This window comes from Mesorhizobium sp. P2_A12 (assembly GCF_056405075.1).
The window spans coordinates 248,377-273,451 of record NZ_JBFUCU010000001.1 but is presented as its reverse complement, the minus strand read 5'-3'; the positions used below and the strand labels follow the sequence as shown (position 1 = coordinate 273,451).

General features: G+C 63.6%; 21 protein-coding genes. 15 read left to right on the top strand and 6 right to left on the bottom strand.

Annotated features, from left to right (window positions below):
* Positions 1-338: 338 nt before the first annotated feature.
* On the bottom strand, positions 339-551 hold the full coding sequence (locus AC1DZU_RS01240; RefSeq protein ID WP_477281003.1) for a hypothetical protein: 213 nt from the start codon (positions 549-551) through the stop codon (positions 339-341).
* Between the two features lie 189 nt (positions 552-740).
* On the opposite strand from AC1DZU_RS01240, the gene AC1DZU_RS01235 reads away from it, so the two are divergent.
* Positions 741-1,505, top strand: coding sequence for an SDR family NAD(P)-dependent oxidoreductase (locus AC1DZU_RS01235; RefSeq protein ID WP_477281001.1), 765 nt, complete (start codon positions 741-743; stop codon positions 1,503-1,505).
* Between the two features lie 682 nt (positions 1,506-2,187).
* Here AC1DZU_RS01235 and AC1DZU_RS01230 read toward each other — a convergent pair.
* Positions 2,188-2,889: a GntR family transcriptional regulator gene (locus AC1DZU_RS01230; protein ID WP_095083584.1), complete on the bottom strand. Its 702-nt coding sequence runs from the start codon at positions 2,887-2,889 to the stop codon at positions 2,188-2,190.
* A 238-nt stretch (positions 2,890-3,127) separates the two neighbouring features.
* Between AC1DZU_RS01230 and AC1DZU_RS01225 the strand changes: the two genes are divergently transcribed.
* The 7 genes from AC1DZU_RS01225 (at position 3,128) to AC1DZU_RS01195 (ending at position 11,240) form a co-directional block, all read left to right on the top strand.
* Positions 3,128-4,168 (top strand): ABC transporter substrate-binding protein, encoded by a 1,041-nt coding sequence (locus AC1DZU_RS01225; RefSeq protein WP_477280998.1) that lies wholly within the window; start codon positions 3,128-3,130, stop codon positions 4,166-4,168.
* 82 nt (positions 4,169-4,250) lie between these two features.
* Positions 4,251-5,333 carry an ABC transporter ATP-binding protein gene (locus AC1DZU_RS01220; protein ID WP_477282179.1) on the top strand — a complete coding sequence of 361 codons (1,083 nt, stop codon included), beginning with the start codon at positions 4,251-4,253 and terminating at the stop codon, positions 5,331-5,333.
* Complete coding sequence (locus tag AC1DZU_RS01215) at positions 5,333-6,244, top strand: ABC transporter permease (RefSeq protein ID WP_477280996.1); 912 nt, start codon at positions 5,333-5,335, stop codon at positions 6,242-6,244. Before AC1DZU_RS01220 ends, AC1DZU_RS01215 begins: the two co-directional genes overlap by 1 nt.
* Positions 6,241-7,041 carry an ABC transporter permease gene (locus AC1DZU_RS01210; RefSeq protein ID WP_477280994.1) on the top strand — a complete coding sequence of 267 codons (801 nt, stop codon included), beginning with the start codon at positions 6,241-6,243 and terminating at the stop codon, positions 7,039-7,041. Before AC1DZU_RS01215 ends, AC1DZU_RS01210 begins: the two co-directional genes overlap by 4 nt.
* Before the next feature lie 30 nt (positions 7,042-7,071).
* Positions 7,072-8,658: a gamma-glutamyltransferase gene (gene ggt / locus AC1DZU_RS01205; RefSeq protein ID WP_477280992.1), complete on the top strand. Its 1,587-nt coding sequence runs from the start codon at positions 7,072-7,074 to the stop codon at positions 8,656-8,658.
* A 72-nt stretch (positions 8,659-8,730) separates the two neighbouring features.
* The gene (locus tag AC1DZU_RS01200; protein WP_477280990.1) at positions 8,731-10,257 is read left to right on the top strand and encodes an acyl--CoA ligase; all 1,527 of its coding nucleotides are present in this window, start codon (positions 8,731-8,733) and stop codon (positions 10,255-10,257) included.
* Between the two features lie 2 nt (positions 10,258-10,259).
* Positions 10,260-11,240, top strand: a complete 981-nt coding sequence (locus tag AC1DZU_RS01195) for a 2-dehydropantoate 2-reductase (RefSeq protein WP_477280988.1) — start codon at positions 10,260-10,262, stop codon at positions 11,238-11,240.
* 182 nt (positions 11,241-11,422) lie between these two features.
* Here AC1DZU_RS01195 and AC1DZU_RS01190 read toward each other — a convergent pair whose 3' ends face one another.
* Complete coding sequence (locus AC1DZU_RS01190; RefSeq protein ID WP_477280986.1) at positions 11,423-11,677, bottom strand: DUF1127 domain-containing protein; 255 nt, start codon at positions 11,675-11,677, stop codon at positions 11,423-11,425.
* 253 nt (positions 11,678-11,930) lie between these two features.
* Between AC1DZU_RS01190 and AC1DZU_RS01185 the strand changes: the two genes are divergently transcribed.
* Positions 11,931-13,448: a winged helix-turn-helix domain-containing tetratricopeptide repeat protein gene (locus AC1DZU_RS01185; protein WP_477280984.1), complete on the top strand. Its 1,518-nt coding sequence runs from the start codon at positions 11,931-11,933 to the stop codon at positions 13,446-13,448.
* Between the two features lie 65 nt (positions 13,449-13,513).
* On the opposite strand, the gene rtcR is transcribed toward AC1DZU_RS01185, so the two are convergent.
* On the bottom strand, positions 13,514-15,112 hold the full coding sequence (gene rtcR, locus AC1DZU_RS01180; protein WP_477280980.1) for an RNA repair transcriptional activator RtcR: 1,599 nt from the start codon (positions 15,110-15,112) through the stop codon (positions 13,514-13,516).
* Between the two features lie 207 nt (positions 15,113-15,319).
* Between rtcR and AC1DZU_RS01175 the strand changes: the two genes are divergently transcribed.
* Both AC1DZU_RS01175 and AC1DZU_RS01170 read left to right on the top strand, forming a co-directional pair.
* Entirely contained in the window at positions 15,320-16,879 is a 1,560-nt protein-coding gene (locus AC1DZU_RS01175) for a vWA domain-containing protein (RefSeq protein ID WP_477280978.1), read from the top strand.
* Between the two features lie 1,155 nt (positions 16,880-18,034).
* The gene (locus AC1DZU_RS01170) at positions 18,035-19,438 is read left to right on the top strand and encodes an RtcB family protein (RefSeq protein WP_477280976.1); all 1,404 of its coding nucleotides are present in this window, start codon (positions 18,035-18,037) and stop codon (positions 19,436-19,438) included.
* A 46-nt stretch (positions 19,439-19,484) separates the two neighbouring features.
* On the opposite strand, the gene AC1DZU_RS01165 is transcribed toward AC1DZU_RS01170, so the two are convergent.
* Positions 19,485-20,354 carry a helix-turn-helix domain-containing protein gene (locus tag AC1DZU_RS01165; RefSeq protein ID WP_477280974.1) on the bottom strand — a complete coding sequence of 290 codons (870 nt, stop codon included), beginning with the start codon at positions 20,352-20,354 and terminating at the stop codon, positions 19,485-19,487.
* Positions 20,355-20,447: 93 nt separating this feature from the next.
* Here AC1DZU_RS01165 and AC1DZU_RS01160 point away from each other — a divergent pair, with 93 nt between their 5' ends.
* Complete coding sequence (locus AC1DZU_RS01160; RefSeq protein ID WP_477280972.1) at positions 20,448-21,992, top strand: 4-hydroxyphenylacetate 3-hydroxylase N-terminal domain-containing protein; 1,545 nt, start codon at positions 20,448-20,450, stop codon at positions 21,990-21,992.
* Positions 21,993-21,998: 6 nt separating this feature from the next.
* Entirely contained in the window at positions 21,999-22,508 is a 510-nt protein-coding gene (locus AC1DZU_RS01155) for a flavin reductase (RefSeq protein WP_477280970.1), read from the top strand.
* 28 nt (positions 22,509-22,536) lie between these two features.
* Here AC1DZU_RS01155 and hpaR read toward each other — a convergent pair whose 3' ends face one another.
* Positions 22,537-22,932, bottom strand: coding sequence for a homoprotocatechuate degradation operon regulator HpaR (hpaR, locus tag AC1DZU_RS01150; RefSeq protein ID WP_477282177.1), 396 nt, complete (start codon positions 22,930-22,932; stop codon positions 22,537-22,539).
* A 222-nt stretch (positions 22,933-23,154) separates the two neighbouring features.
* Here hpaR and AC1DZU_RS01145 point away from each other — a divergent pair, with 222 nt between their 5' ends.
* The gene (locus tag AC1DZU_RS01145; RefSeq protein ID WP_477280968.1) at positions 23,155-23,541 is read left to right on the top strand and encodes a 5-carboxymethyl-2-hydroxymuconate isomerase; all 387 of its coding nucleotides are present in this window, start codon (positions 23,155-23,157) and stop codon (positions 23,539-23,541) included.
* Between the two features lie 11 nt (positions 23,542-23,552).
* Positions 23,553-25,070: a 5-carboxymethyl-2-hydroxymuconate semialdehyde dehydrogenase gene (gene hpaE, locus AC1DZU_RS01140; RefSeq protein ID WP_477280966.1), complete on the top strand. Its 1,518-nt coding sequence runs from the start codon at positions 23,553-23,555 to the stop codon at positions 25,068-25,070.
* Positions 25,071-25,075 lie beyond the last annotated feature (5 nt).

Sequence of the window (25,075 nt, the reverse complement as noted above, 5' to 3'; positions counted from 1 at the left end):
CCCCGGACGCAACAGGGGCAAAATGGTACACCTAATGCTGCGTCCTGACGAGAGGCCCGCCCCGCGGCGCCGACTTTGCGGTGCGTCGGACTCTTTCAACAGAATCGGCGCAAAGCGGTCCGCACTACGCTGGACGCAAGGGGCTGCTGTTTTGCCCAGCCTGAAAGCTGGCAGTCGCTTCCGACCCCCATTGAGATGTTCATCGCCTCGGTGCCAAGCATCGGCTCATGGCGCCAAGCGGGCCTACACTCCGAGTGGCGATCTCAGAAGCCAACAGGCGCCGCAATGACATAGCGGCGCCCATTTTCGTTTCGTCCGGCGGGTCATCTGGCTCTCGCCTATTGCCTGCGACGCCTGGTCGACGAGGCAAGATAACCCATCGCCAGCGTCATCACGGCGACCGCGATGCCGGCGCTGATCACGCCTGCAGGCGTTATCCTGGCACTGCCTTGCAAGGTAACATGCCTGCCCAAGCGCAGGTCGAAAACCGACTTGATTTCCTCTAGATGTGAGGGGACCGCGGGCGAAGCTTCTTCCTCGACAACTGACATTTGAGCCTCCGGTTCGAATCTGCCGTTCGCGCAGCGGCCGGCGACTGGTGCGCCAACATTCTGTGCAATGGCCGAGCCTATTAGAACTGATAGGCGCCAAATAACACAGCAGTACCAGTTTCATCTGATCCGGCGCGCCAAATCAATTCATCGACTATGGTGCTTTGATTGCGACCATCGGAGCCTGATTTGACCAAGTCCCCTGCCAACATCAAGCGTGCGCTGATCACCGGGGCCGGTGCGTCCGACGGCATCGGCTTTGCCATTGCCCGGCAGCTCAGCCATGCCGGCCATGCCGTTGTCCTCACTGGCGCCAGCGCGCGTGTGCTCGATCGCGCCGCCGAGCTTCGTGCCGAGGGCATCGATGCCACTGCCGTGGTCGCCGATCTCACTGTCGCCGCCGATGTCGAGCGGCTGCGGGCAAGCGCCGGCACCATCGACATCCTGGTCAACAATGCCGGCATGGGCTCGCTGGCATCGCCCTCGGTCGACAAGGCGTTCCTCTCCCTGACCGAGGCCGACTGGGACCAAGGGATCGACGTCAGCCTGAAGACAGCGTTTCTGGTCACCCGTGCATTTCTGCCGGCGATGGTCGAAGCGGGCTATGGGCGTATCGTCAACGTGGCGTCGGTCACCGGGCCGCTGGTGTCCTTCGAAGGCACCGCCGCTTATTCCGCCGCCAAGGCCGGAATGGTCGGCCTGACCCGCACGCTGGCGCTCGAAGTGGCGAAGAGCGGTATCACCGCCAACGCCGTGGCCCCCGGCTGGATCGAAACGGGTTCGTCGAGCGAGACGGAGCGGATGGCGGCCCTGCATACGCCGCCGGCGCGGGCCGGCCGGCCGGATGAAGTGGCCGCAGCGGTCGTGTTCCTGGCATCGGAAGGCGCCAGCTACGTCAACGGCGCGCTGCTGGTGGTCGATGGCGGCAACAGCCTGCAGGAACGCAAAGGCTGAAGGGCCAAAGGCGCTTCGCTGGAACGAAACGAGGCAGCGTGTCCTTCCGACAGGTTCAATTAGAATTCGGTGCATAACACCCGATCGATGCCCATTAGTTCTTGCTGATATACCATCCACAGCGGATAGTATCCGTTGGGGCTTTCAGCAGGCGAAATGCTAAATCGGATCGTAGCTTCCACCACGTCGCGCCAATTCAACTTTCTTGTTCCCGATGACGTCACTGACGCTATCGCCGGATATATCGACTCCTCTGCTCCCGGACGCATCATCTCGACGTTTTCGGCAGTTCAGTCAGTGCGAGATAAAGTCCCTGATTGCGAGCTGTCGGACGATCAGCTTGAGCGGTGCGCTGTATTAGCAGCAGTCAACGAAGGCCTAGCGGTCCACTTCGATCGGCGGGGACGCCAGCCGGATCCATATTCGTCGCTAAGCAGGAGCCACTGGCATCTCGTACCTATTTGGAAAACCAGGACGCGACTGGCTGTCATGTCATTCCAGCGGCCGAATGCAGCCGGCCTCGCCGGCTGTACCCCTCCGCCCGTTATCGTTGGCCGGCCGCAGGTTCTGCCGCAGCGCATAGAACTCAGCCCATGATAGGCGCCGGTCGCTAAGGTGTTCGAACTTCTTCGGGCGTGCCAATGAAGGCCTGCCACGCGCTTCATCCCATTAGCCGGCGTGTTCAAGACGCCTTGGCGAGGAAACTCTGGTAGTCCGATTTGGCCTGCAGCAGGCGCAGCACATTGTCGCGCGATCCCCGCACATGGGCGCGCGCCAGCGTGCCGGCGCGGCTGGCATCGCCGGCGCAGATGGCGTCGACGATTTCGGCATGCTCGTCGCGGGCGATCTTCCATTCGTCCAGCCACAAGAGCTCCGTCCAGACATAGTGCTGGCACTTGTCGAGGATGCCGCACAGCATGCCGTGCAGCATGACATTGCCGCTGATCTGCGCGATGACGCGATGCAGGTCGATGCCGGCCTCGAGCTCCTGGAATTTTTCCCTGGTGGTGCGATCCGGTATGGCGGCCAGCCGCTCGCACTCAGTCAGAATGGCGCGCAACCGCGCCTTGTCTTGCTCCGTCGCCACGGCCGCGGCCAGCTCGGTCGCATGTCCGTCGAGCAATTCGCGGATCTCGAAGGCCTCGCGGAACATGCTGATGTCGAACTCGGTGACGACATAGCCCTGGCGCGGCCTGCCGGTGACCAGGCCATCGCGTTCGAGGCGGTTGAAGGCCTCGCGCACCGGCGTGCGGCTGACATTCAGCTTCGCGGCGATGTCGCTTTCGGTGACGCGCGAGCCCGGTGGAATCTGGCCGGTCACGATCATCGCCTTGAGCGAGGAATAGACCGAGTCGCGCAGCGTATTTTTGGTTTCCTTGGCCAAGGTTTCGTCCCCAGTTCTCCGGTCTTTCAGCCGGGACACGCACAGCTGTAGTCGCAGTCGGCGTAATTTGCCACGCCCCAGCGAGGCCGTCTCTTTCCATCTTTGCCCTGCTCGACACGCCTGAATTCGATCGCGCCGGACGGTGTTGACATCACCGATCGCTAAGCTACACTCAAAATTGTATACAAGATAGCATGCGAAATCAAAAACAATGGGAACACCGGTTGGAGAGCCGAAAATGAACATGACCAGAAATGTTAGCGTTGTCGCGGTTGCCGCCCTCATGGCGTCGCTCGCAGCCCCCGCCGTGGCGGGCGATACCATCACCGTCGCCTCATGGGGCGGCACCTACCAGGAGGCGCAGACCAAGGCGTTCTTCAAGCCGACCGCCGATGCGCTCGGCATCACCATCAAGGAAGACACCACCAACGGCCTCGACGACGTGCGGCTGCAGGTGTCCGGCAATGCCGTCAAATGGGACATCACCGAGCTTGGCGCCGACGAATGCGCACGCGGCTCGAAGGAAGGCCTGTTCGAAAAACTCGACTACGGCATCATCGACAAAAGCGGCATCAACCCGAAGCTGGTCCATGACGACTGGGTCGGCATTTCCTACACCTCGGTCGTGCTCATCTACCGGACCGATGTCTTCGGCGACAAGGGCCCGAAGACCTGGGCCGACTTCTGGAATGTCGAGAAGTTTCCGGGACGGCGCGCGCTGAGCGGCAGCCAGGCGACGGAGACGCTGAGCGTGGCGGCACTGGCCGAGGGCATTCCGATCGACAAGGTCTATCCGGTCGATATCGACGGCGCGCTGAAATCCGTCGACAAGATCCGGGGCCATGTCGATGCCTGGTGGACCTCCGGCGCCCAGGCCATGCAGTTGGTCAAGGACGGCGAAGTCGACATGGCGAGCATCTGGAACGGCCGCGCCGGGACCTTGAAGAAGGAAGGCGCGCCGGTCAGCTTCTCGTTCGACCAGGGTGTCCTGACCGCCGACTGCATGGTCATCCCGAAGGGCGCCAAGAACAAGGACGCAGCCATGAAGGCGCTGGCGATGTTCGTCAGCCCGCAATTGCAGGCCAATCTGCCGCTCTATGTCGACAACGGGCCGGTGAACGAAAAGGCCTTCGAGACGGGCAAGATCCCGCCGGAGAGGATCAAGGACATCAATTCGGCGCCCGAAAACGTCAAGAAGCAGGTATTGCAGGACGCCGAATTCTGGCGCGACACGCTGGTCGAGGCGACGGAAAAGTTCAACAATCTGGTCCAGCAATAGGCTCTGGCCAGAACCCAAACCACGGCAGGGCGGCGCAACCGCTCGCCCTGCCTCTGCCGCCTCAGTTCAGGAGACGATGATCTTGTCCATTGCGCCATCCGCGCTGCCGATCAGCATGCGCCGGATCGAGAAACGATTTGGCAGCGTAGCGGTGCTGCGCGACCTCAACCTCGATGTCGAAGCCGGCGAGTTCCTGACGCTGCTGGGGCCTTCCGGATCCGGCAAGACGACGCTGCTGATGATCCTGGCCGGCTTTGTGCGCGCCAATGCCGGCAGCATCAAGGTCGGCGACGACGAGATCATCACCACGCCGCCGCACAAGCGCAACATCGGCATGGTGTTCCAGAACTACGCGCTGTTTCCGCATATGAACGTCTTCCACAACATCGCCTTTCCGCTGAAGCAACGCGGCGTCGCCAGCACCGAGACGGCCGAGCGCGTCGAGAAGGCGCTGGATCTGGTCAAGCTGCAGGGCCTCGGCGAGCGCCGGGTCAACCAGCTCTCCGGCGGCCAGCGCCAGCGCGTGGCGCTGGCGCGCGCCATCGTCTTCGAGCCGCGCATCGTGCTGATGGACGAACCCTTGTCGGCGCTCGACAAGGGCCTGCGCGAACATATGCAGATCGAGCTGCGCAGCCTGCATCGCCGGCTTGGCATGACCACCGTCTATGTCACGCATGACCAGCGCGAAGCCATCACCATGTCGGACCGCATCGCGGTGATGAATGGCGGGCGCATCGAACAGCTCGACAGACCGGAAACCCTCTACGCCACGCCGCAGACGCGGTTTGTAGCCGGCTTCATCGGCGAATCGAACTTCATTCCCGTCGAATGCCGCAACGGTTCGGTCTGGTACGAGGACAGGAGAATCCATACCGCGGCGCCGGCGCCGGCATCGGGCCAACACCTGATGGTGGTGCGGCCGGAAAAGTTGCGGCTGCTGGCAAATGCCGAGCCGCAAAGCGGCGTCAATGTGATCAATGCGACAGTCGGTGACATCATCTACCAGGGCGACAGCTTCGTCTGCTACGCGGCGCTGCGCGACGGCCGCCAGCTGACGCTGCGCGACTATTGCCGCAGCGACGTGCTGGCCAGAATGCCGGCTCCCGGCCAGCCGATCAGCCTCGGCCTCGACGCGCAGGACACGATCCTGGTGGCATCAGACTGATGAGCGCGCAATCCGCCTTCCACGCATCTGCCAGCGATCTGAATGCGCAGTCGCTGCGCGCCGACGCGCGGCGCGAGTCGCTGCGGTTGCTGGCGCTGCTGTCGCCAAGCCTGTTCCTGGTCTTTGCCATCATCATCGTGCCGATCGGCTGGTTGTTCTGGTTGTCGCTGTTCGACGAGGCCGGCGTCCTCAGCGTCGCCAATTATGCGCGGTTCTTCGAGCAGGCCTCCTACATCAAGACCTTCGTCACCACCTTCAAGGTCGCCTTCATCGTCACCGGCGCCTGCGTCCTGCTCGGCTATCCGCTGGCCTACATGCTGTCGCAACTGCCGCGCCGGGCGGCGTCGATCTGCCTGATCTTCGTCATCCTGCCGTTCTGGACCTCGGTCCTGGTGCGCACCTATGCCTGGCTGGTGATCCTGCAGCGCAAGGGCCTGATCAACAGCTGGCTGATCGACCTCGGCGTGATCAGCCAACCGCTGTCGCTCGCCAACAATCTGTCGGGTGTCGTCATCGGCATGACGCACATCTTGCTGCCATTCCTGGTGCTGCCGCTCTACGCCTCGATGAAGACCATAGACGGCGATTGCCTGCGCGCCGGGATGAACCTTGGCGCCGGCCCGGTCGCGACCTTCCGGCAGATCTTCTTTCCGCTGTCGCTGCCCGGCCTTGCGTCGGGCGTGGTCATCGTCTTCGTGCTTTGCCTTGGGTTCTTCGTCACCCCGGCGCTGATGGGCGGCGGCAAGGTGATCATGTGGGCAATGCGCATGGAACAGACCACCAGCCTCTACTCCAACTGGGGAGCTGGCGCGGCCCTCGGCGTGGTGCTGCTGGTGGTCACGCTGGCGCTTCTCGGGCTGTTCCAATGGCTGCTCGGCGCGCGTGCCACCGGCGTATGGAGTTCGCGATGAGCGAGGATATCGGCCTGCCGATCTCGCACCGCCAACGCCTATGGCTCTACGCCCTCGGCGGCCTCGTGCTGTTGTTCCTGATCGCGCCGTCGATCATCATCGTCATCATGTCGTTTTCGGATTCGACGCTGCTGCAATTCCCCCCGCAGCAATGGTCGCTGCGCTGGTACCAGACCTATTTCCAGTCGCTGGAGTGGCGCGACGCGACGATCGTCTCGGTCAAGGTGGCGATCATGACGACATTGGTGGCGACGCCACTCGGCACCGCCGCCGCCTATGCGATCAACCGGGGCACGCTGCGCCTCAACGGCACCATCAACGCGCTGCTGACAGCGTCGCTGATCGTTCCGGTGATCCTGATCGGTATCGGCACCTTCTTCCTCTATGCGCGGATCGGGCTCAACAACACGCTGACCGGCCTGGTCATCGCGCACACCGTGCAGGCCTTGCCGCTGGTGGTGCTGACGGTGCTGTCGGGCTTGCGCTCCTATGACATGAACCAGGAGCGCGTGGCGCGCAGCCTGGGCGCCGGCCGCGTCGCCGCGTTCTGGCAGGTGACCATGCCGCAGATCCGCTTCTCGATCGTCTCGGGCGCGCTGTTCGCCTTCATCACCTCCTTCGACGAAGTGGTGGTTTCGCTGTTCATATCGGGCGGCGATACGACCACATTGACGCGCCGCATGTTCAACGCGCTGCGCGACCAGATCGACCCGACGATCGCCGCCATCTCGACCTGTCTGATCGTGCTGTCGGTCGTCCTGTTGTCGGTTGCGCAGATATTCGGGCGCAGGAATTGATTTCAAGTGAGCATGGGATGTCCAGACAGAATGCGTGATTTCCAGTTTCCCGGCCGCTCGCCGGTCCGTGCCACGGAAGCGGTTGCCGCGACGTCGCACCCGCTTTCGACGCTTGCCGCAATCGAGATGCTGCGCTCCGGCGGCAATGCCATGGATGCCGCCGTCTGCGCCGCCGCCGTGCAGGCGGTCGTCGAGCCGCAGTCGACCGGCATCGGTGGTGATTGTTTCGTGCTGTACTGCCCGGCGGGACAAGGCGACGTGCTGGCCTTCAACGGCTCCGGCCGCGCCCCGGCCAAGGCGACGGTCGACTGGTATCTGGAAAAAGGCTTCAACTGCATCCCTCTGCAGGGACCGCACGCGGTCACCGTGCCGGGTGCCGTCGACGCCTGGGTCCGGTTGCTGGATGACCATGGCCGCAAGGGCCTTGCCGAGGCGCTGGCGCCGGCCATCCACTATGCCGAGAACGGCTATATCGTACATGACCGCGTCGCCTTCGACTGGGCCGAACCGGAGACCGACCTGTCGGCCGACGAGCATGCCGCGCGCATCTTCCTGCCGGGCGGCAAGGCGCCGAAGGCCGGCGATGTCCACCGGCAACCGGAGCTCGCCGCCACCTTGCGGATAATCGCCAAACAAGGCCGCGCCGGATTCTACGAAGGCGCTGTTGCCGACGATATGGTGCGCCGGCTCAATGAATTGGGCGGGCTTCATAGCCAAGAGGATTTCGCGGCGACCAGGGGCGACTATGTGGCGCCGGTCAGCACCTCCTATGGCGGCCACGACATTCACCAGATGCCGCCGAACAATCAGGGGCTGACGGCGCTTTTGATGTTGAACGTGCTGTCGGGTTTCAAGCTCGGCGGGCTCGACCCCAGCGGCGCCGAGCGCCTGCATCTGGAGATCGAAGCGGGGCGGCTGGCCTATCGCGACCGCGACCGCTTCGTCGGCGACCAGGACCATGTCCCGGTGCCGGTGACACAGCTCCTGTCCAGCACCTATGCCGACCGGCTGCGCGCGGAGATCGACCGCGAGCGTGCCATGACGCATCTGCCGCGCCTGGACCTGCCAGGCAGCGACACGGTTTACATCTCCATCGTCGACCGCGACCGCAACGCCGTCTCCTTCATCAACTCGACCTATTATTCGTTCGGCAGCGGCGTCGTCGGGCCGAAGACCGGTGTCGTGCTGCAGAACCGCGGCTCGAGCTTCCGCCTCGACCCGGCGCACCCGAATGCCATCGCACCCGGCAAGCGGCCGATGCATACGATCATGCCCGGCATGGCAACCAGGAATGGCCGCGTGGTGATGCCGTTCGGCGTCATGGGCGGCGGCTACCAGCCGTTCGGACATGTCCACCTGCTGACCAACATGCTCGATTTCGGCATGGACCCGCAGCAAGCGCTGGATGCGCCACGTGTGTTCTACAATGATGATACCGTGGAGGCCGAACGCAACGTGCCCGCCGAGGCAATCGAGGGCCTGCGCCGGCGCGGCCATCGCGTGGCCGAGCCGCATCACCCGCTGGGCGGCGGGCAAGTGGTGCTGATCGACTGGGAGAAGGGAACGCTGACCGGCGCCTCCGATCCGCGCAAGGATGGTTTGGCTCTGGGGTATTGATGGTCCCAGGTTTGCCGTCACAATGGCGTGTCGCGGCTGGATTTTGTCGGATTGGAAAGATAGTCGGTAATCATGACCAGTATCGGAAATTCTCCTGGGCTTTCGCGCCCGCTTGCCGCCGGCGCCGATGATGCGCCAGCGATTTCGGCGCCCGAAAGAACCACGCTGACGCATGGCGCACTGCGCGAATTGATCGCCGACACGGCTGCCGCGCTGCATGTGCGCGGTATCGGCCGCGGCGACAGGGTGGCCATCGTGCTGCCGAACGGGCCGGAGATGGCCACCGCCTTCGTCGCGGTGGCGGCAGCCGCCTCGACGGCGCCGCTCAATCCGGCCTACCGGGCGGACGAGCTCGATTTCTACCTGACCGATATCGGCGCCAAGGCGATCCTCGTTGCGCAGGACGAGAGCGGGCCGGCGGTGACCGTGGCCGAACGGCTCGGCATTGGCGTGCTCAGGCTTGTCGCTTTGCCTGACGCGCCGGCCGGAAGCTTTACCATCGAGGGCCCTGCGATCGGGCCGCAAGCCGCGTCTGAGATGGCGCAGGATGGCGACATCGCGCTTTTGCTGCACACCTCCGGCACCACGTCGCGACCCAAGCTGGTGCCGCTCAGCCATGCCAACATCGCGGCCTCGGCCGCCCATATCGGCGCGACGCTCGGCCTGACGGCCAATGACCGCTGTCTCAACATCATGCCGCTGTTCCACATTCACGGCCTGATCGCGGCGGTGCTCTCCTCTCTGGCTGCCGGCGGCAGCATCTACTGCACCCCGGGCTTCAACGCGCTGCGCTTCTTCCAGTGGCTGAGCGATGCACGGCCGAGCTGGTACACGGCGGTGCCGACCATGCACCAGGCGATCCTGCCGCGGGCGGCACGCAATGCCGAGGCGCTGGCGGCGGCGCGTCTGCGCTTCATCCGCTCGTCCTCGGCGTCGCTGCCGGCGCAAGTGATGGCCGAACTGGAGGCGACCTTCGGCTGCCCGGTGATCGAATCCTACGGGATGACCGAGGCGGCGCACCAGATGGCATCGAACCGGCTGCCGCCAGGCCTCCGCAAGCCAGGCAGCGTCGGCGCCTCCGCCGGACCGGAAGTGGCGGTGATGGCGCCAGACGGGCGGCTGCTCAAAGCCGGCGAAACCGGCGAGATCGTCATTCGCGGACCCAATGTCACGGCGGGCTACGAGAAGAACCCCGACGCCAACGCAACAGCCTTCGCGCATGGCTGGTTCCACACCGGCGACCAAGGCGTGCTCGACGAGGATTTCTATCTGCGCGTCACCGGTCGGCTGAAGGAGATCATCAACCGCGGCGGCGAGAAGATCTCGCCGCTCGAGGTCGACGACGTGCTGATGGACCACCCGGCGGTTGCGCAGGTCGTCACCTTCGCCATGCCGCATGACAAGCTCGGCGAGGAGGTGGCGGCGGCGGTGGTGCTGCGCGAGGGCATGGCCGCCAACGAGAGCGATATCCGCAGCTATGCGGCGACGCGGCTCGCCGACTTCAAGGTGCCGCGCAAGGTCCTGATCCTCGACGAAATCCCCAAGGGCGCCACCGGCAAGCTGCAGCGCATCGGGCTTGCCGCCAAACTCGGACTTTGACGATGAAGATCACCATCTTCGGCGCCGGCGCGATCGGCGGCTACCTCGCCGCCAAGCTCGCCATGGCCGGCCGGACCGAGCTCTCGATCGTCGCGCGCGGCGCGCATCTCGACGCGATCGAGGCAAATGGGTTGCGCCTGATCGAAGACGGCCAGGAAACGTCGGTCCCCGTCCAAGCTGCCGCCAGGGCCGAGGAGCTCGGCGCCCAGGATTATGTGGTACTGGCGTTGAAGGCCCATTCCCTCACCCCTGCGCTCGACCAGATCGCGCCGCTGCTTGGGCAAGACACCGCCGTCGTCACGATGCAGAACGGCGTGCCGTGGTGGTATTTCCATGACGTCGGCGGGCCGCTGGAAGGCACGCGGTTGAACGCGGTGGACCCCGGCGGCAAGATCTGGCAGCGGATCGGGCCGCAGCGGGTCATCGGGTCGGTCGTCTATCCCGCCGTCGAGGTCGACGCGCCGGGCCTGATTCGCCATGTCGAGGGCAAACGCTTCTCGCTTGGCGAACCCTCCGGCGAGCGCAGCGAACGGGTCACGCTTCTGGCCGAGGAGATGGTCAAGGCCGGCCTGCAGGTTCCAGTCCGCGACGACATCCGCAGCGAAATCTGGGTCAAGCTGTGGGGCAATCTCTCCTTCAACCCGATCTCGGCGCTGACCGGCAGCACGCTGGCGGCGATCGTTGCCGACGAGGCAACCCGAACGCTTGCCCGCACCATGATGCTGGAGGCACAGGCGATCGGCGAAAGCCTCGGCGTGCGTTTTCCGATCGCGGTCGACCGGCGCATCAAGGGCGCCGGCGATGTCGGCGAGCACAAGACCTCGATGCTGCAGGACCTGGAACGCGGCCGGCCGATGGAGATCGACGCGCTGGTCAGCGCGGTGCAGGAACTTGGCCGGCTAACGGACAAGCCGACGCCCACCATCGATGCCGTGCTGGCGCTGGTGCGGCGGCTGGCCATCGAGCGCGGCTGCTATTCCTGAACCGCCCGGATCGATTGCTATCAGTCCTTCGCTGCCGGCCAATCATTCGCTGCCGGCTTCAGAAACCGCACACAAAGTTCGCCGACCATGCCGCGCCGCCCGACAACTGCTGGCCAGCCCAGCCAATGCCGCCAGCATGACGAATGGCATGGCCGCGATCCGGTGCCCTTGCAACGTTCGCGCTATCGTTGCCAGAACGGCTTGGCGAGCTCTGCCTCGACCTGCCGGTCCGTCAGACCGATATCGTCGATCAGATAGGGATTGTCCCTCGCCATTTGCGCAAGCTCCCAGCGAAAGCGGATCCGCTCGCGCCAGGACCGATCGTGCCAGCTCGCAATAATGCTCTGCAGGGTCGTCAGATGCCGACGCGCCATTGGCGCCACGGGCGTTCCCGACCGCGCTGTCTTGTGCGGGGCAAATTCAAGAATGTTGGTCATAACAACCTCCATATGGTTTGAGGGTCCGGAGGCCCTCGACCTGAAAGAGGCCGAATTCTGCAGGTTACGGACAGCGCCGTAATTAAGCCTTCCCAAATAGTTCTCAAAAGTTCCAAATGGGTAGAGCCGTTCACCGGTCCACGGAACCGGCAACCTGCCCTAACTCTTTGTTTTGACGCAATTCCCTGAGGAAAAGCGCTACGCGCTCTTCTCGGGAAAACCGTTTCACACAGTTCCTGAAATTGCTCTATAGATGCGCCCTATGCAGGGATCACGCTTCGCCTTTGGTCCGTTTGTGCTTGATTCCGGTGCGGGAACGCTGCTTCGGAACGATGCGCCCGTTGCCGTGGGCTACCGCGGGCTGCAGTTGCTCGCGGCGCTCGTCGGCCGGCCCGGCGACATCCTCAGCAAGGCCGAATTGATGGACGCGGCATGGCCGGGCACGGCGGTCGAGGAAGGCAACCTCACCGTCCAGATCGCACAGCTGCGCAAGCTCCTTGGACCGGCCGGGGATGGCGGCGAATGGATCGCGACGGTTCCCCGCGTTGGCTACCGTTTCACGGGAGCCGTCGAACAGCTCGGTGACGCGAAGCGAAAACCTTTGCCGCTACCCGGCAAACCATCGATAGCCGTGTTGCCGTTCGTCAATGTCAGCAACGATCCCGAGCAGGACTCGTTCGCGGATGGGTTGACGGAAGACCTGATCACCGACCTGTCGAGGATCTCCGGCCTGTTCGTCATCGCCCGCAATTCGGTCTTTGCCTACAAGGGAAAGGCGATGGACGTACGCGAGATCGCTGGCGATCTTGGCGTGCACTATCTGCTGGAGGGCAGCGCCCGACGCGCCGCGGGGCGCGTGCGCATCAACGCACAGCTGGTCGACGCCGTGAGTGGCGATCATCTATGGGCGGAACGCTTCGATCGCAGCCTGGAAGATATCTTTGCCGTCCAGGACGAGGTGACGGCCAAGATCGTGGAGGCGCTGCTCGGCCGGCTGCGCGCACCGCCGGCACGCAACCGGCCCAGAAATATCGAGGCCTACGATCTCTGCGTGCGGGCGCGCAAGCTGATGGATGATTCGCCGCAGATGGCGCAGGAAGCGCATCTGATGCTGACGCGCGCGGTGGCGCTCGATCCGGAATATGCAGAGGCGTATCGCTGGCTTGCCATGAACCATTGGATGGGATCGGTGCATTCCGGCGGACCAAGTGAGTCTTCCCGTAGCGTTGCTCTGGAACTGGCGCACAAGGCCGTGGCGATCGATCCCAACGATGCCGGCTGCCGCTGGGTCCTGGCTTACCTGCTTGCCTATGAGCGCCGCTTCACCGAGGCGGATGCCGAGTTTGCCAAGGCGTTCGAGCTCGACCCGAACGAGGCCGACGCCTGGGCGGCTCTGTCCGACATCGCGGCGCTGGCCGGGCGGGTCGAGGAAGCCCTTGAGCATATTCGCAAGGCGTTCCGCCTGAACCCGTTTCCGGCAAGCTGGTACTATCTGACGCTCGGCGCGGCGCAATATGCGGCCCGCGATTACGAAGCCGCTGTCGAGACATTGCGCCGGGACGAGACCTATCGGACAAGCTCACGCCGTTTCCTGGCGGCAAGCCTCGCGCAACTCGGCCGGCTCGACGAAGCGCGCGCGGAGGTCGAACTGTTCCTCGTCGGCAACCCGCATTTCACGACCCGGCACTGGGCCACGACAGAGCCCTTCCGCGACGCAGCGACGCTTGAGCATTTCGTCGATGGCTTCCGCAAGGCCGGTCTTCCGGACTGACGCGCCGGCGCGATCGAAGTCGACTTGGAACTATTGGGTACCCGCAAGGGCGTGCATGACGTCCATCATTTCCGACCGATGTCCTCGAAGCTGAGGTCGAAGCGCATGAGGTATTTGCGCAGCCGGTCGGCATCGTTGCCGCTGGTCTTTTGCAGCCTCGAGACGGCAAACAGTTTTCGGCCGGCTGCACTGATCGTATTGCTATCGCGGCAAACCTCCAGCACCGTGGCCAGCTGCGCCCGGTCGAACATGTCGATCTGGCTTTGTCGGTCCTTGCCGAGAACCTCCTCCAGAATGGCTTCACGATTGCCTGCATCACCAGCACGCCACAGGACGGTCAGGCGATCGACCTCGTGGCGCACGGTCTCTTCATCAATGCGGCCAAGCGGGGCCAGCGTCGCCATGCGGGTGACGGATGCCGAGAGATCGCGGAAATTGGCCCGCCACATCGCCTCCGGCGCGATGGCGAACCTGAGATAGAGCTCGCGCGCCTCCTTGTTGAAGGTGGCGTTCTGGCCCTCGCGCTCACTGAAGCGACGCAGCTCGAATTCGAGGTTTGGTTCGATGTCTTCCTTACGGTCACGCAGCGCCGGAAGCTGGAACGTCCACAGGTTCAGCCGTGCAAACAGATCCTCGCGGAACTTGCCCTCCTTCACACCGATCGAGAGATCGCGGTTGGTGCCGGCGAGAAGCTGGAAATCCGACATCACGTCCTGGTCGGCGCCGACCGGTAGGAAGCGCTTTTCCTCGATGGCGCGCAGGCACATGGCTTGCTCGTCAAGGCCGAGCTCGCCGATCTCGTCGAGGAAAAGCACGCCCTTGTTAGCCGACTTCATCAATCCGGCACGCTCGTTTTGGGCACCGGTGAAGGCACCCTTGACGTGGCCGAACAGCGTCGACATCGCCTGATCGCCACGGAGCGTCGCGCAATTGACCTCGATGAAGGCCCCGGAGACCTGCCGCTGCGCCTTCTTGAGTTCGTAGATGCGCCGAGCCAGCTGTGACTTGCCTGCCCCCGTCGGACCGGTCAGCAACACCGGCGCGCGCGAGCGGATCGTCACCTTCTCGATCTGGTCGATCATCTGGTTGAAGGCCGGATTGCGGGTGGCGATGCCCGATTTCAGGAACGACGTCGCCTCGTCGTGTTCGGCCGTAAATCGTGTGGCGATCGCATTGTAGCGGGATAGATCGAGATCGATGATCGAATGGCTGCCGGAGACATCCTCGTCGCGCCCTTGCTTGCGTGGCGAAAGCTGCAGCAGCCGCGCTGGGATAAAGTGCGCCTCGGTGAGCAGGAACCAGCATATCTGCGCGACATGGGTGCCGGTGGTGATGTTGACGAGGTAGTCCTCCTTCTCAGGATCGAACGCATAGCCGCGGGCGAAATCGCGCAGGCCGGTATAGACCTCGCTGAAATCCCAGGGATCTCGCATGCTGATGAGATGAGGTCGCACCTCGGTGGCGGGCGAGACCTGCTCGATATCGGCGATGACCTGCGTGGCCAGTTGACGCGACTGAGTCCCGTGAATGAGCTCCAGCCGATCGATGAACAACCCCGGTTGCTGGCACAGCGCCACCGTCGGCCGCCATTTTCTCCAGCGGTCGTCGGTACGGCCGACATCGAGCGTCGTTCCGAGAATGCCAATCGCAACGCGTCTTTTCATTTTATCCTATGATATAAACAGCGAGATTTTTAGATCACTATACAGACACATGCCTGGACGACGCCAGAGGCACGAGCTTTTGCGCTCGATTTTTCTTTCTCAATAAAATCAATTCATTAGAGCAAATTATGCAGATCGAGACCCGCACGCCCTTCAAACTGGCACGCAGCTTGTAGTGATGCTGGTGTGAAATGAAGGATGAGAACAATGGCGAACAAATCCGTGTTTGCGACGACTGCAGGAAAGCTGCTCCCGCCGGCTGACGCCAAGAACCACGAGGGCGCCCAGGCCTACCGCCTGTCGCCCCAACAGGCTCTGGCGCAGCTGGCGGCGACGGGCACGTTCAACGCGACCTTCTATGCCGAGCCGCGTGATCAGTTGGACGAGGTGCTGAAGCTCGCCTGGCAGGTCGAGCCGGAATTCCTGGCGCGCACCGCCGTCCACGCGTTCGAGCAGGGTTACATGAAGGATATGCCGGCGTTCCTGCTGGCCATCCTGTCCTGCATGCAAGGTGACGAGTTCAACCGCGCGTTCGGGCGCATCGTCCGGAACGGCAAGATGCTGCGCACTTTCGTGCAGGTAATGCGTTCCGGTGCCACCGGGCGCAAGTCGCTCGGCACGCGGCCGAAGCGCCTCGTCCAGGCCTGGCTCGAGCAGGCGGCCGACTTCGAGATCATGCGGGCCGCGGTCGGCAACGATCCGTCGCTGGCCGATGTCATCAAGATGGTTCACCCGAAGCCGAAAACGGCCTCGCGTGAGGCGCTTTATGGCTACCTGATCGGCAAACCGCATGAATTCGCGGCCTTGCCGGACGTGGTGAAGGCTTTCGAAGCGTTCAAGCGCGATCCGTCGCTGCCTGTGCCTGAAGTGCCGTTCCAGATGCTGACCTCGATGCCGCTGACATCAGCGCATTGGGTGCAGATCGCGGAGACGGCCGGATGGCAGATGCTGCGGCAGAACCTGAACACTTTCGCCCGCAACGGCGTGTTCGAAGTGGACGGGTTCGCGGAAAGGCTGGCGACGCGGCTGCATGATCCGGAGGAAATCCGGCGCGCCCGGGTGTTCCCGTATCAGCTCATGGTGGCGTTCACCATGACCGATGCGAGCGTGCCCGGCGTGGTCAGGGACGCACTGCAGGACGCGATGGAAATCGCGCTCGGCAACGTTCCCCGGATCAACGGCAACGTGGTCGTGTGCCCGGACGTTTCGGGCTCCATGGGCTCGCCGGCGACCGGGTACCGCAAGGGCGCGACGTCGGCCGTCCGCTGCATCGATGTAGCTGCCCTGGTGGCCGCCGCGATGCTGCGCCGCAACCCCACGGCCCGGGTCCTGCCGTTCGAGAACGATGTGGTTGATATCAGCCTCAACGCTCGTGACACGGTGATGACCAACGCCTCGAAGCTCGCCGCCATCGGTGGTGGCGGGACCAATTGTTCGGCTCCGCTGGCACGGCTGGTGCGGGAAAAGGCGAAAGTCGACCTGGTGGTGTTCGTGTCGGACAACCAGTCCTGGGTGGATGCGTCCGCGCATGCACATCAGGGCTCGGTGACGATGCAGGAATGGAGCAAGCTGAAGGGGTTGAACCCGGCAGCGAAACTGGTCTGCGTCGACATCCAGCCGTACACGACGACGCATGCCAAGCCGCAGGCCGACATCCTGAATGTCGGCGGCTTCTCCGACCGCGTCTTCGACGTGATCGGGACGATGTTGTCCTCGAGCGGCGACCCGGATCATTGGGTGCGCACGATCGAGGCGGTCGAACTCTGATATCGGTCCCGGCGGCGCGTCCGCCGGGACCAACAAACAAAGGTCATCAGGGCATGACGAATGCCGATGGAACTACAGGCTGTTCACCTTCAGGTCGCGGGTTCGAATCCCGTCGGGTCCGCCACTATGGACCCGTAGCTCAGCGGTCAGAGCGGGACGTTTCGTCAAACCTTGTCGTCATGTCCGACGACTTTTTGCACGGCTTCCGTCTTGGTTGGAAAAGGAGAAGAGAAATTGAGAGCGTGACGAATGCCTGTGGAACTACATCCTAACTTTCGGGTCGCGGGTTCGATTCCCGCCGGAGCTGCCAATCGGCTCCGTAGCTCAGTCGGCAGAGCAGAAAGGCAGTTTCACAACAGACTTGTCGTCACCCTCGCAAGAAACAGCCGCGGCGAATGCCGGATGGAACTACTGTACCAAGGAACGGGATGCTCCGTGAGGTTCGACTCCTCACCTCGCAGGCGCTCTCTGGCACGAGCGGGACTCCCAGGTTTCATCATATTTTTGTCGCTGCGGCCAACGGAATAAATGGCGAATGCTGGCAGGACTACAGGTAGCGCGCCCGCCAAAAGGCGGGAGGTCGGGTGTTCAAATCACTCTCTCGCTCCACCGAGCGGGGTGGCGCAGTCACCGTCCTGCCGATCCTTGTCGCCAGCGGATTGAAGAGGGCGAATGCCTGCGGGAATACACAGGTCACTGGGTGGTTCGAATCCACCCGTCGGTCGATTGATCGATCGGTTTCTCGCATCGACTTGTCGTCCACCTGGAGAAAGAAATGGCGAATGCAGGCAGGACTACAGGGATAGAGCGTCCGTGGCGAAAGTTGCGGAAGGCCGGATGTTCAAACCATCCCATCCATCCCTTTGGGAGGGAAAGTAGCTCAGCAATTGTCCTGCCGATCCTTGTCGCCAAACCGAACGAAAAGGACGAATGCCTGCGAGACTACAGGTAGACGCAGCCCGCTGCGGAGCAATTCCAGGAAAAGTGTGAAACGGTTTTCCGTCCGGAATTGCGCCAAACAAGCAAGCGGGTGCCGAAAGGCGTGAGGGTTCGTGTCCCTCCTTCGCACCTTGCGAAGTGGCGGAAAAATGTCTCGTATTCTCTTGTCGTCCGTCCGCGATACGCAGTGCTGCATATGTACCGAAAGTGAAAGACATGACCGAGATTTTGAGTGGACAGGATTTGATCGACGCCGGCATGCCGCAAGGCAAATGGTTCGGCAAGGCGCTCGTCGCCGCCAACGCGGTGCTGGAGAGCGGCGGATCGCAGGGCGATGCGCTGGAGGCCGCGCGCGGTTTCGCGCCGCCGCCTGCCCTGCCGCTGCATGCGGCGGCCTCGATGCCGCTGCATCTGAACATCGAGGCGGAAACGCCTGATGAGGCCGCCAATGTCGAAGCGGTGACGCGCAGCATGACCGAACTGATGCGCACTCCGGTCATTCGTGCGGGCGCGATCATGCCGGATGCCTGCCCGACCGGTCCGTCGGGCACCATTCCGGTTGGTGGTGTCGCAGTGTCCGAGGCGATCCACCCCGGCATGCATTCGGCCGACATCTGCTGCTCGATGGCGATCTCGGTGTTTCCTGGCGTGGCGCCTGCAGCACTCCTCGATGCCGTCCACACGGTCACCCATTTCGGGCCGGGCGGACGTCCGCGCGGCCAGCAGATCCGGCCGGCCAAGGAGGTCTTCGAGCGCTTCGAGGCCAACCCCTTGCTGCGCGATCTGACCAGCGCGGCGATCGAGCATTTCGGCACGCAGGGCGACGGCAACCATTTTGCCTATGTCGGCACGCTGAAGTCGAGCGGCGAGACGGCGTTGGTCACCCATCACGGCTCGCGCTCTCCGGGCGCGCGGTTGTACAGCAAGGGGATGAAGATCGCCGAGGGTGTTCGCAAGATCCTGTCTCCGGAAACCTTGCCGCAGAATGCCTGGATTCCGGCCGACACCAAGGAAGGCGACGAGTATTGGGAAGCCCTGCAGACGATCCGCGAATGGACCAAGGGCAACCACATGCTCATCCACGATCTGGCTGCCGAGCGTCTGTCGGCAAAGGTGTCGGACCGGTTCTGGAATGAACACAACTTCGTCTTCCGCCGTTCGGACGGGCTGTTCTACCACGGCAAAGGGGCCACGCCGGCCTTCGACGACTGGGCCGACGATGCGACCGATCTGACGCTGATCCCGCTCAACATGGCGGAGCCGGTGCTGATCGTACGCGGCAAGAACGCGGCGCACGGACTTGGCTTCTCGCCGCATGGCGCCGGGCGCAATTTCTCGCGTACCCAGCACCGGCGCATGCAGGCGGGGCGCAGCGACGCCGATATCTTCGCGCAGGAGACGAAGGGCATCGATGCCCGCTTCTTCTCAGGCGTGACGGATATTTCAGAGCTGCCGAGCGCCTACAAGAACGCCGCGTCGATGCGCCGCCAGATCGAGCATTTCGGTCTGGCGGAGGTCGTCGACGAGGTTCTGCCCCATGGCTGCATCATGGCCGGCGATTGGGAGGCCAATGCGCCCTGGCGCAAGAAACGGCAAGCGCGCCTGCAACAGGGGCGCTAGCCAGAAAATGGATGCGGGCCGCAAGGCCCGCATCCAGATCACCCGGTCAAGGCTCCCGCAACTGCTTGCGGCGCCAGGCGGCCGGCGCTTCGCCGATCCGTTCGCGGAAGACCCTTGAGAAATAGGCGGGGTCGTCAAAGCCGATCTCGTAGGCGATGTCCTCGACCGTTCGCACTGTGAACAGCAGCAGCCGCTTGGCCTCCAGCAATCGTCGCTCGCTGACCACCCGCTTGACGCCAGTGCCGAGCACCGCGCGGGCCGCCTTGTCGAGCAGATGCGGTGTCGTGGCCAGCGTCTCGACATAGCGGTCGACCGGCCAGTTGTCGCGAAAATGCACGTCGACGAGCCGCCGCAAACCCATTGCCAGCGAAGCCTCGGAAGAGGTTGTGGCGGTGGTCCCGTCGGGACCGAGGCGAGCGATGTGGGAGAGTGCGACGGCGATCAGCGCCGGCAGCATCTTGTCGTTGCCGGTTTGCGCCTCGGCGTATTCGGCCGCGATCATCTCCAGCACCGCCGCCAACCTCTTCCATGCGGCATGGAGCGGCAGGCCGTCGGCAAACACTGGCCTGTCCAGCGGCAGCAAGCTCTGGCCGGCAATGGCGGCGAGCGCGTCATCGGCGACCGAAACGACGATGGCATCGGTGCTGGGGCCGATCGATAAGCCATGCACGACTTTGCTTGGCACGAAGCTGACGGCGGGCGCCGAAAAGTCCCAGGAGCGGTCTTCAATGCGGTAGGTACCTGAGCCACTGGTCCAGTAGGTGATCTGGCCCATCTGCGGATGCTTGTGCGCGGCGACCTCGCCACGATGGATGTTGCTGCGGGCAAGCACTGTCTCGACATGCAGGAAACCGACATCGAGCGGCCGCACCGGCTCGCCATAGACGAAGAAGTCAGGGATGGAACTCTGGCTCATGGCGCCGGAAAAAGTCCAATCGGTTTTGTGGTTCCGTCCATAACCGATCCCCGGCCCAGGCGCTACAGTCGTCACCGCTAGTGGAGGAACATCATGCGCTCAGAAGACTTCCGTGCCGACAAGGGGCGTCCGTTCACCGGGGCCGAATACCTGGAGAGCCTGCGCGACGGCCGCGAGGTCTATATCAACGGCGAACGCATTGCCGATGTCACCACGCATCCGGCGATGCGCAATTCGGTGCGGTCGCTGGCGCGCCTTTATGATGCCCTGCATGACGCCAAGCAGCACGACGCGCTGACCTCGCCGACCGACACCGGTTCGGGCGGCTACACCCACAAATACTTCCGCGTTGCCAAATCCTCCGCCGAGCTTGTCGCCCAGCAGGCGGCAATCGCCCAATGGTCACGCATGTCCTATGGCTGGATGGGGCGCACGCCCGACTACAAGGCGGCGCTGATGAACACGCTTGGCGCCAATGCCGACTGGTATGGGCCGTTCAAGGACAACGCCCTGTCCTGGCATAGACGTGCGCAGGAAGCGGCGCTGTTCATGAACCACGCCATCGTCAATCCGCCGATCGACCGCCACAAGCCGGCCGAACAGGTGAAGGACGTCTTCGTCCACATCACTGGGGAAACCGACGCCGGCATCACCGTGTCCGGCGCCAAGGTGGTGGCGACGTCCTCGGCGCTGACCCACTATAATTTCCTGGCGCAGGGCTCGGCGACGGTCACCGAGGATCCGTCGCTGTCGGTGATGTTCATCGTGCCGATGAATGCGCCGGGGATAAAGATGTTCTGCCGCGTCTCCTACGAGCAGACGGCCAATACCGTGGCGGCACCCTTCGACTATCCGCTGTCGTCGCGCTTCGACGAAAACGACGCGATCCTGGTGCTCGACAATGTCTTCATCCCCTGGGAGGACGTGCTGGTGCTGCGCGATGCGCAGAAAATCCTGTCCTTCCATCCGGCTTCCGGCTTCATGCACGGCTATTGTTTCCAGGGCTGCACGCGTTTCGCCGTCAAGCTCGACTTCCTCGCCGGCCTGCTGGCTAAGGCGCTGCGCGCCACTGGCGGGGATGCCTTCCGCGGCAATCAGGCAGCGCTGGGCGAGGTCATCGCGCTGCGGCACATGTTCTGGAGCTTTTCCAACGCCATGGCCTACAACCCGATCCCGTGGGCGAACGGCGCGGTGCTGCCCAATCTGGAAGCGGCCCTTGCCTACCGGACCTTCATGTCGGAAGCCTATCCGCGCGTCATCGACACCGTGCGCCGGGTGATTGCCTCGGGGCTGATCTACCTGCCGTCCTCGGTGCGCGACTTCAACAATCCCGAGATCGACAAATATCTGGCGCAGTACGTGCGCGGCTCCAACGACATGGGCCATATCGAGCGCATCAAGATCATGAAGCTGCTGTGGGACGCGACCGGCACCGAGTTCGGCGGCCGCCACGCACTCTACGAGCTCAACTATGCCGGGGCGCCGGAAGAGGTGCGGCTGCAGGTGCTGAAGGGCGCCGAACGCGGCGGGCGGCTGAAGGCGATGGAAGAGCTGGTCGACACCTGCATGGCCGACTATGACGAGAACGGCTGGACGGGAGATACCTGGTTCAATCCGATTGCTTCGTCGGGTGAGTGAACCCAGATGGCCACGCAGATTTCGAAAGCCGATTTCCGCGACGCCATGGCGAGGGTCTGCGCGCCGGTCAACATCGTCACCACCGACGGCCCGGCCGGACGCGGCGGCTTCACCGCCACCGCCATGTGCAGCGTATCCGACGAGCCGCCGACGCTGCTGGTGTGCATGAATGGCCGCTCGACGCAGGCCGCCATGTTCCTGACCAACCGGCGCTTCTGCGTCAACGTGCTGACCCATGACCATATGCATCTGGCGGGAAAGTTCGCCGGCGCGACCAGGGACATGGAAGCCCGATACTCGGCGGCACGTTGGCAGACGCTCACGTCCGGCACGCCGGCACTGTCGGATGCGATCGTCAATTTCGATTGCGAGATCGAGGATGTGCATGTCGTCGGCACGCACAATGTCATGATCGGCCGCGTCATCGATGTCCGGCATGGCAGCGGCGGCTCGGCGCTGCTCTATGTCGACCGCGTCTATACGCAGCCGACCCGGCTTGGCAGCTTTGGCGGCTGACTCGGCGCGAAACCGCCCGGACTGGAGGTCAGCTCTCGCCGTCGATGAGGTTTTCCAGGAGATCGAGCAACTGCTCCAGCCTATCGTGGCCGAAGCGCTGTTCGATGTCGTCATAGATGACGCGACGCTCGGGCGAGAGAGCAACGATCAGGGCGGAACCGGCCGGGGCGATTGCCAGCACGACGCGGCGGCCGTCGCCTTCGGCCTTGTTGCGGGTGATGAACCTGCGCCCCTCGAGTGCCTTGATGATGCGCGTCAGGCTGGGCGGCAACACCGATGCGCGATCGGCAAGCTCCGTCGCCTCTACCGGACCGGCTTCGCTCAGCACGCGCAGCACGCGCCATTGCTGTTCGGTCACATCGTGGGCCGCGAGCATCGGACGAAACCGCGCCATCACCACTTCGCGGGCGTGCAGCAGCGCCATTGGCAGGGAACGACGGGTGTTTTCAGGCAGCAAGAAAAAGAGCCTCCCACGTTGGCTTGCGATCGAAAACAGGCCTTCCTTCAAGCCGAATCCGTCCACCGAAAGCCGTTCCAGCCATCCCGTATCGTTGCGCCAAGCCCGATGCAAGACTTGACTTCACGGGTGCCACATGTAATTAACGCGTTAACTACAACAAGGCAAGTGATTGGGGAGCGAAACGCCGTGCCGCACTTCTCCATCGAGTATTCGGCCAATCTCGATGCCAAGGTGGATATGGGCGAGTTGTGCGCGCTGGTGTTGCGCACCGTGCTGGACACCGGGCTGTTCGAAACCGGCGCCGTGCGGGTGCGGGCGTTTCGCGCCGAAGCCTACGCAGTGGCCGACAGGCTGCCGGAAAACGCCTTCCTCGACATGTCGTTTCGCATCGGAATCGGGCGCAGCGCGGAGGAGAAGAAGCGGACCGGCGAAGCCGTCTTCGCGGCGGTGAGCGAACACCTCGCCGCGCTGTTCGCAACGCCGCATTTCGCCCTGTCGCTCGAGATCCGGGAAATCGACCCGGTGCTGAGCTGGAAGAAGAATGCAATCCACCCGCGACTGCGCGGCAAGTGACGGAAGTTGAGATGTCCGACCTGCAAGGCAATCTGAAGAAGGCCGAGGCCTATCTGGCCCGTTTCAAGCGCGATGGCGTGCTGAACCAGATCGGCGGCGAAGCGGCGCCGGCGCTCGACGGCACGACGTTCGAAACGCTGTCGCCGGTCGACCTCAAGCCGCTGGCCAAAGTCGCGCGCGGTGGCGCCGCCGACATCGACCGCGCCGCCAAGGCGGCGAAGGTGGCGTTTCCGGCCTGGGCCGCGATGCCGGGCGAAGCGCGCAAGAAGCTGCTGCACAAAATAGCCGACGCGATCGAAGCGCGCGCCGAGGAGATTGCCTTCGTCGAATGCATGGACACCGGCCAGGCGCTGAAGTTCATGGCCAAGGCGGCGTTGCGGGGCGCCGAGAATTTCCGCTTCTTCGCCGACCGTGCGCCGGAGGCGCGCGACGGCGAAACGCTGCGGACCACAGGCCAGGTCAATATGACCACACGGGTGCCGATCGGCCCGGTCGGCATAATCACGCCGTGGAACACACCGTTCATGCTGTCGACCTGGAAGATCGCGCCGGCACTGGCCGCCGGCTGCACCGTGGTTCATAAGCCGGCTGAATTCTCGCCGCTGACCGCCCGCCTGCTGGTCGAGATCGCCGAAGAGGCCGGCCTGCCCAAGGGCGTGTGGAATCTCGTCAACGGCCTCGGCGAGCACGCCGGCAAGGCGCTGACCGAGCATCCCGACATCAAGGCGATCGGGTTCGTCGGCGAAAGCCGCACCGGGTCAATGATCATGAAGCAGGGCGCCGACACGCTGAAGCGCGTGCATTTCGAGCTTGGCGGCAAGAATCCGGTGATTGTCTTCGCCGACGCCGACCTGGAGCGCGCGGCCGTTGCGGCGGTGTTCATGATCTATTCGCTAAACGGCGAACGCTGCACCTCCTCGTCACGCCTGCTGGTCGAAGCCTCGGTCTACGACAAATTCACCGACATGGTGGCCGAGAAGGCAAAGCGCATCACAATCGGCCATCCCCTGGATCCCGCAACGGTGGTCGGCCCGCTGATCCATCCGGTGCACGAGGAAAAGGTGCTCTCCTATATCGAGATCGGCAAATCGGAAGGCGCGGTGGTCGCCGCCGGCGGTGGCAAATTCGCCGGTCCGGGTGGCGGCTGCTATGTCAGCCCGACGCTGTTTACCGGCGCCACCAACCGGATGCGCATAGCCCAGGAAGAGATCTTCGGGCCGGTGCTGACTGCCATTTCCTTCAAGGACGAGGCGGAAGCGCTGGCGCTGGCCAACGACACGCAATACGGCCTGACCGGCTATCTCTGGACGTCGGACGTCACCCGCGCCTTCCGCTTCACCGACGCGCTGGACGCCGGCATGATCTGGGTCAATTCGGAGAATGTGCGCCATTTGCCGACGCCGTTCGGCGGCGTCAAGAATTCCGGCATAGGCCGCGACGGTGGCGACCATTCCTTCGACTTCTACATGGAGACGAAGAACATAGCCTTCGCCACGACCCCGCACGCGATCCAGAAACTCGGCGGCTGACCGGA

Bases quoted from the DNA above. Each gene is read 5' to 3' on its own strand.
- AC1DZU_RS01240 (WP_477281003.1), bottom strand. From the start codon at position 551: ATGTCAGTTGTCGAGGAAGAAGCTTCGCCCGCGGTCCCCTCACATCTA.
- AC1DZU_RS01225 (WP_477280998.1), top strand. From the start codon at position 3,128: ATGAACATGACCAGAAATGTTAGCGTTGTCGCGGTTGCCGCCCTCATG.
- AC1DZU_RS01215 (WP_477280996.1), top strand. From the start codon at position 5,333: ATGAGCGCGCAATCCGCCTTCCACGCATCTGCCAGCGATCTGAATGCG.
- AC1DZU_RS01210 (WP_477280994.1), top strand. From the start codon at position 6,241: ATGAGCGAGGATATCGGCCTGCCGATCTCGCACCGCCAACGCCTATGG.
- ggt (WP_477280992.1), top strand. From the start codon at position 7,072: ATGCGTGATTTCCAGTTTCCCGGCCGCTCGCCGGTCCGTGCCACGGAA.
- AC1DZU_RS01200 (WP_477280990.1), top strand. From the start codon at position 8,731: ATGACCAGTATCGGAAATTCTCCTGGGCTTTCGCGCCCGCTTGCCGCC.
- AC1DZU_RS01195 (WP_477280988.1), top strand. From the start codon at position 10,260: ATGAAGATCACCATCTTCGGCGCCGGCGCGATCGGCGGCTACCTCGCC.
- AC1DZU_RS01190 (WP_477280986.1), bottom strand. From the start codon at position 11,677: ATGACCAACATTCTTGAATTTGCCCCGCACAAGACAGCGCGGTCGGGA.
- AC1DZU_RS01185 (WP_477280984.1), top strand. From the start codon at position 11,931: ATGCGCCCTATGCAGGGATCACGCTTCGCCTTTGGTCCGTTTGTGCTT.
- rtcR (WP_477280980.1), bottom strand. From the start codon at position 15,112: ATGAAAAGACGCGTTGCGATTGGCATTCTCGGAACGACGCTCGATGTC.
- AC1DZU_RS01175 (WP_477280978.1), top strand. From the start codon at position 15,320: ATGGCGAACAAATCCGTGTTTGCGACGACTGCAGGAAAGCTGCTCCCG.
- AC1DZU_RS01170 (WP_477280976.1), top strand. From the start codon at position 18,035: ATGACCGAGATTTTGAGTGGACAGGATTTGATCGACGCCGGCATGCCG.
- AC1DZU_RS01165 (WP_477280974.1), bottom strand. From the start codon at position 20,354: ATGAGCCAGAGTTCCATCCCTGACTTCTTCGTCTATGGCGAGCCGGTG.
- AC1DZU_RS01160 (WP_477280972.1), top strand. From the start codon at position 20,448: ATGCGCTCAGAAGACTTCCGTGCCGACAAGGGGCGTCCGTTCACCGGG.
- AC1DZU_RS01155 (WP_477280970.1), top strand. From the start codon at position 21,999: ATGGCCACGCAGATTTCGAAAGCCGATTTCCGCGACGCCATGGCGAGG.
- hpaR (WP_477282177.1), bottom strand. From the start codon at position 22,932: ATGGCGCTGCTGCACGCCCGCGAAGTGGTGATGGCGCGGTTTCGTCCG.
- hpaE (WP_477280966.1), top strand. From the start codon at position 23,553: ATGTCCGACCTGCAAGGCAATCTGAAGAAGGCCGAGGCCTATCTGGCC.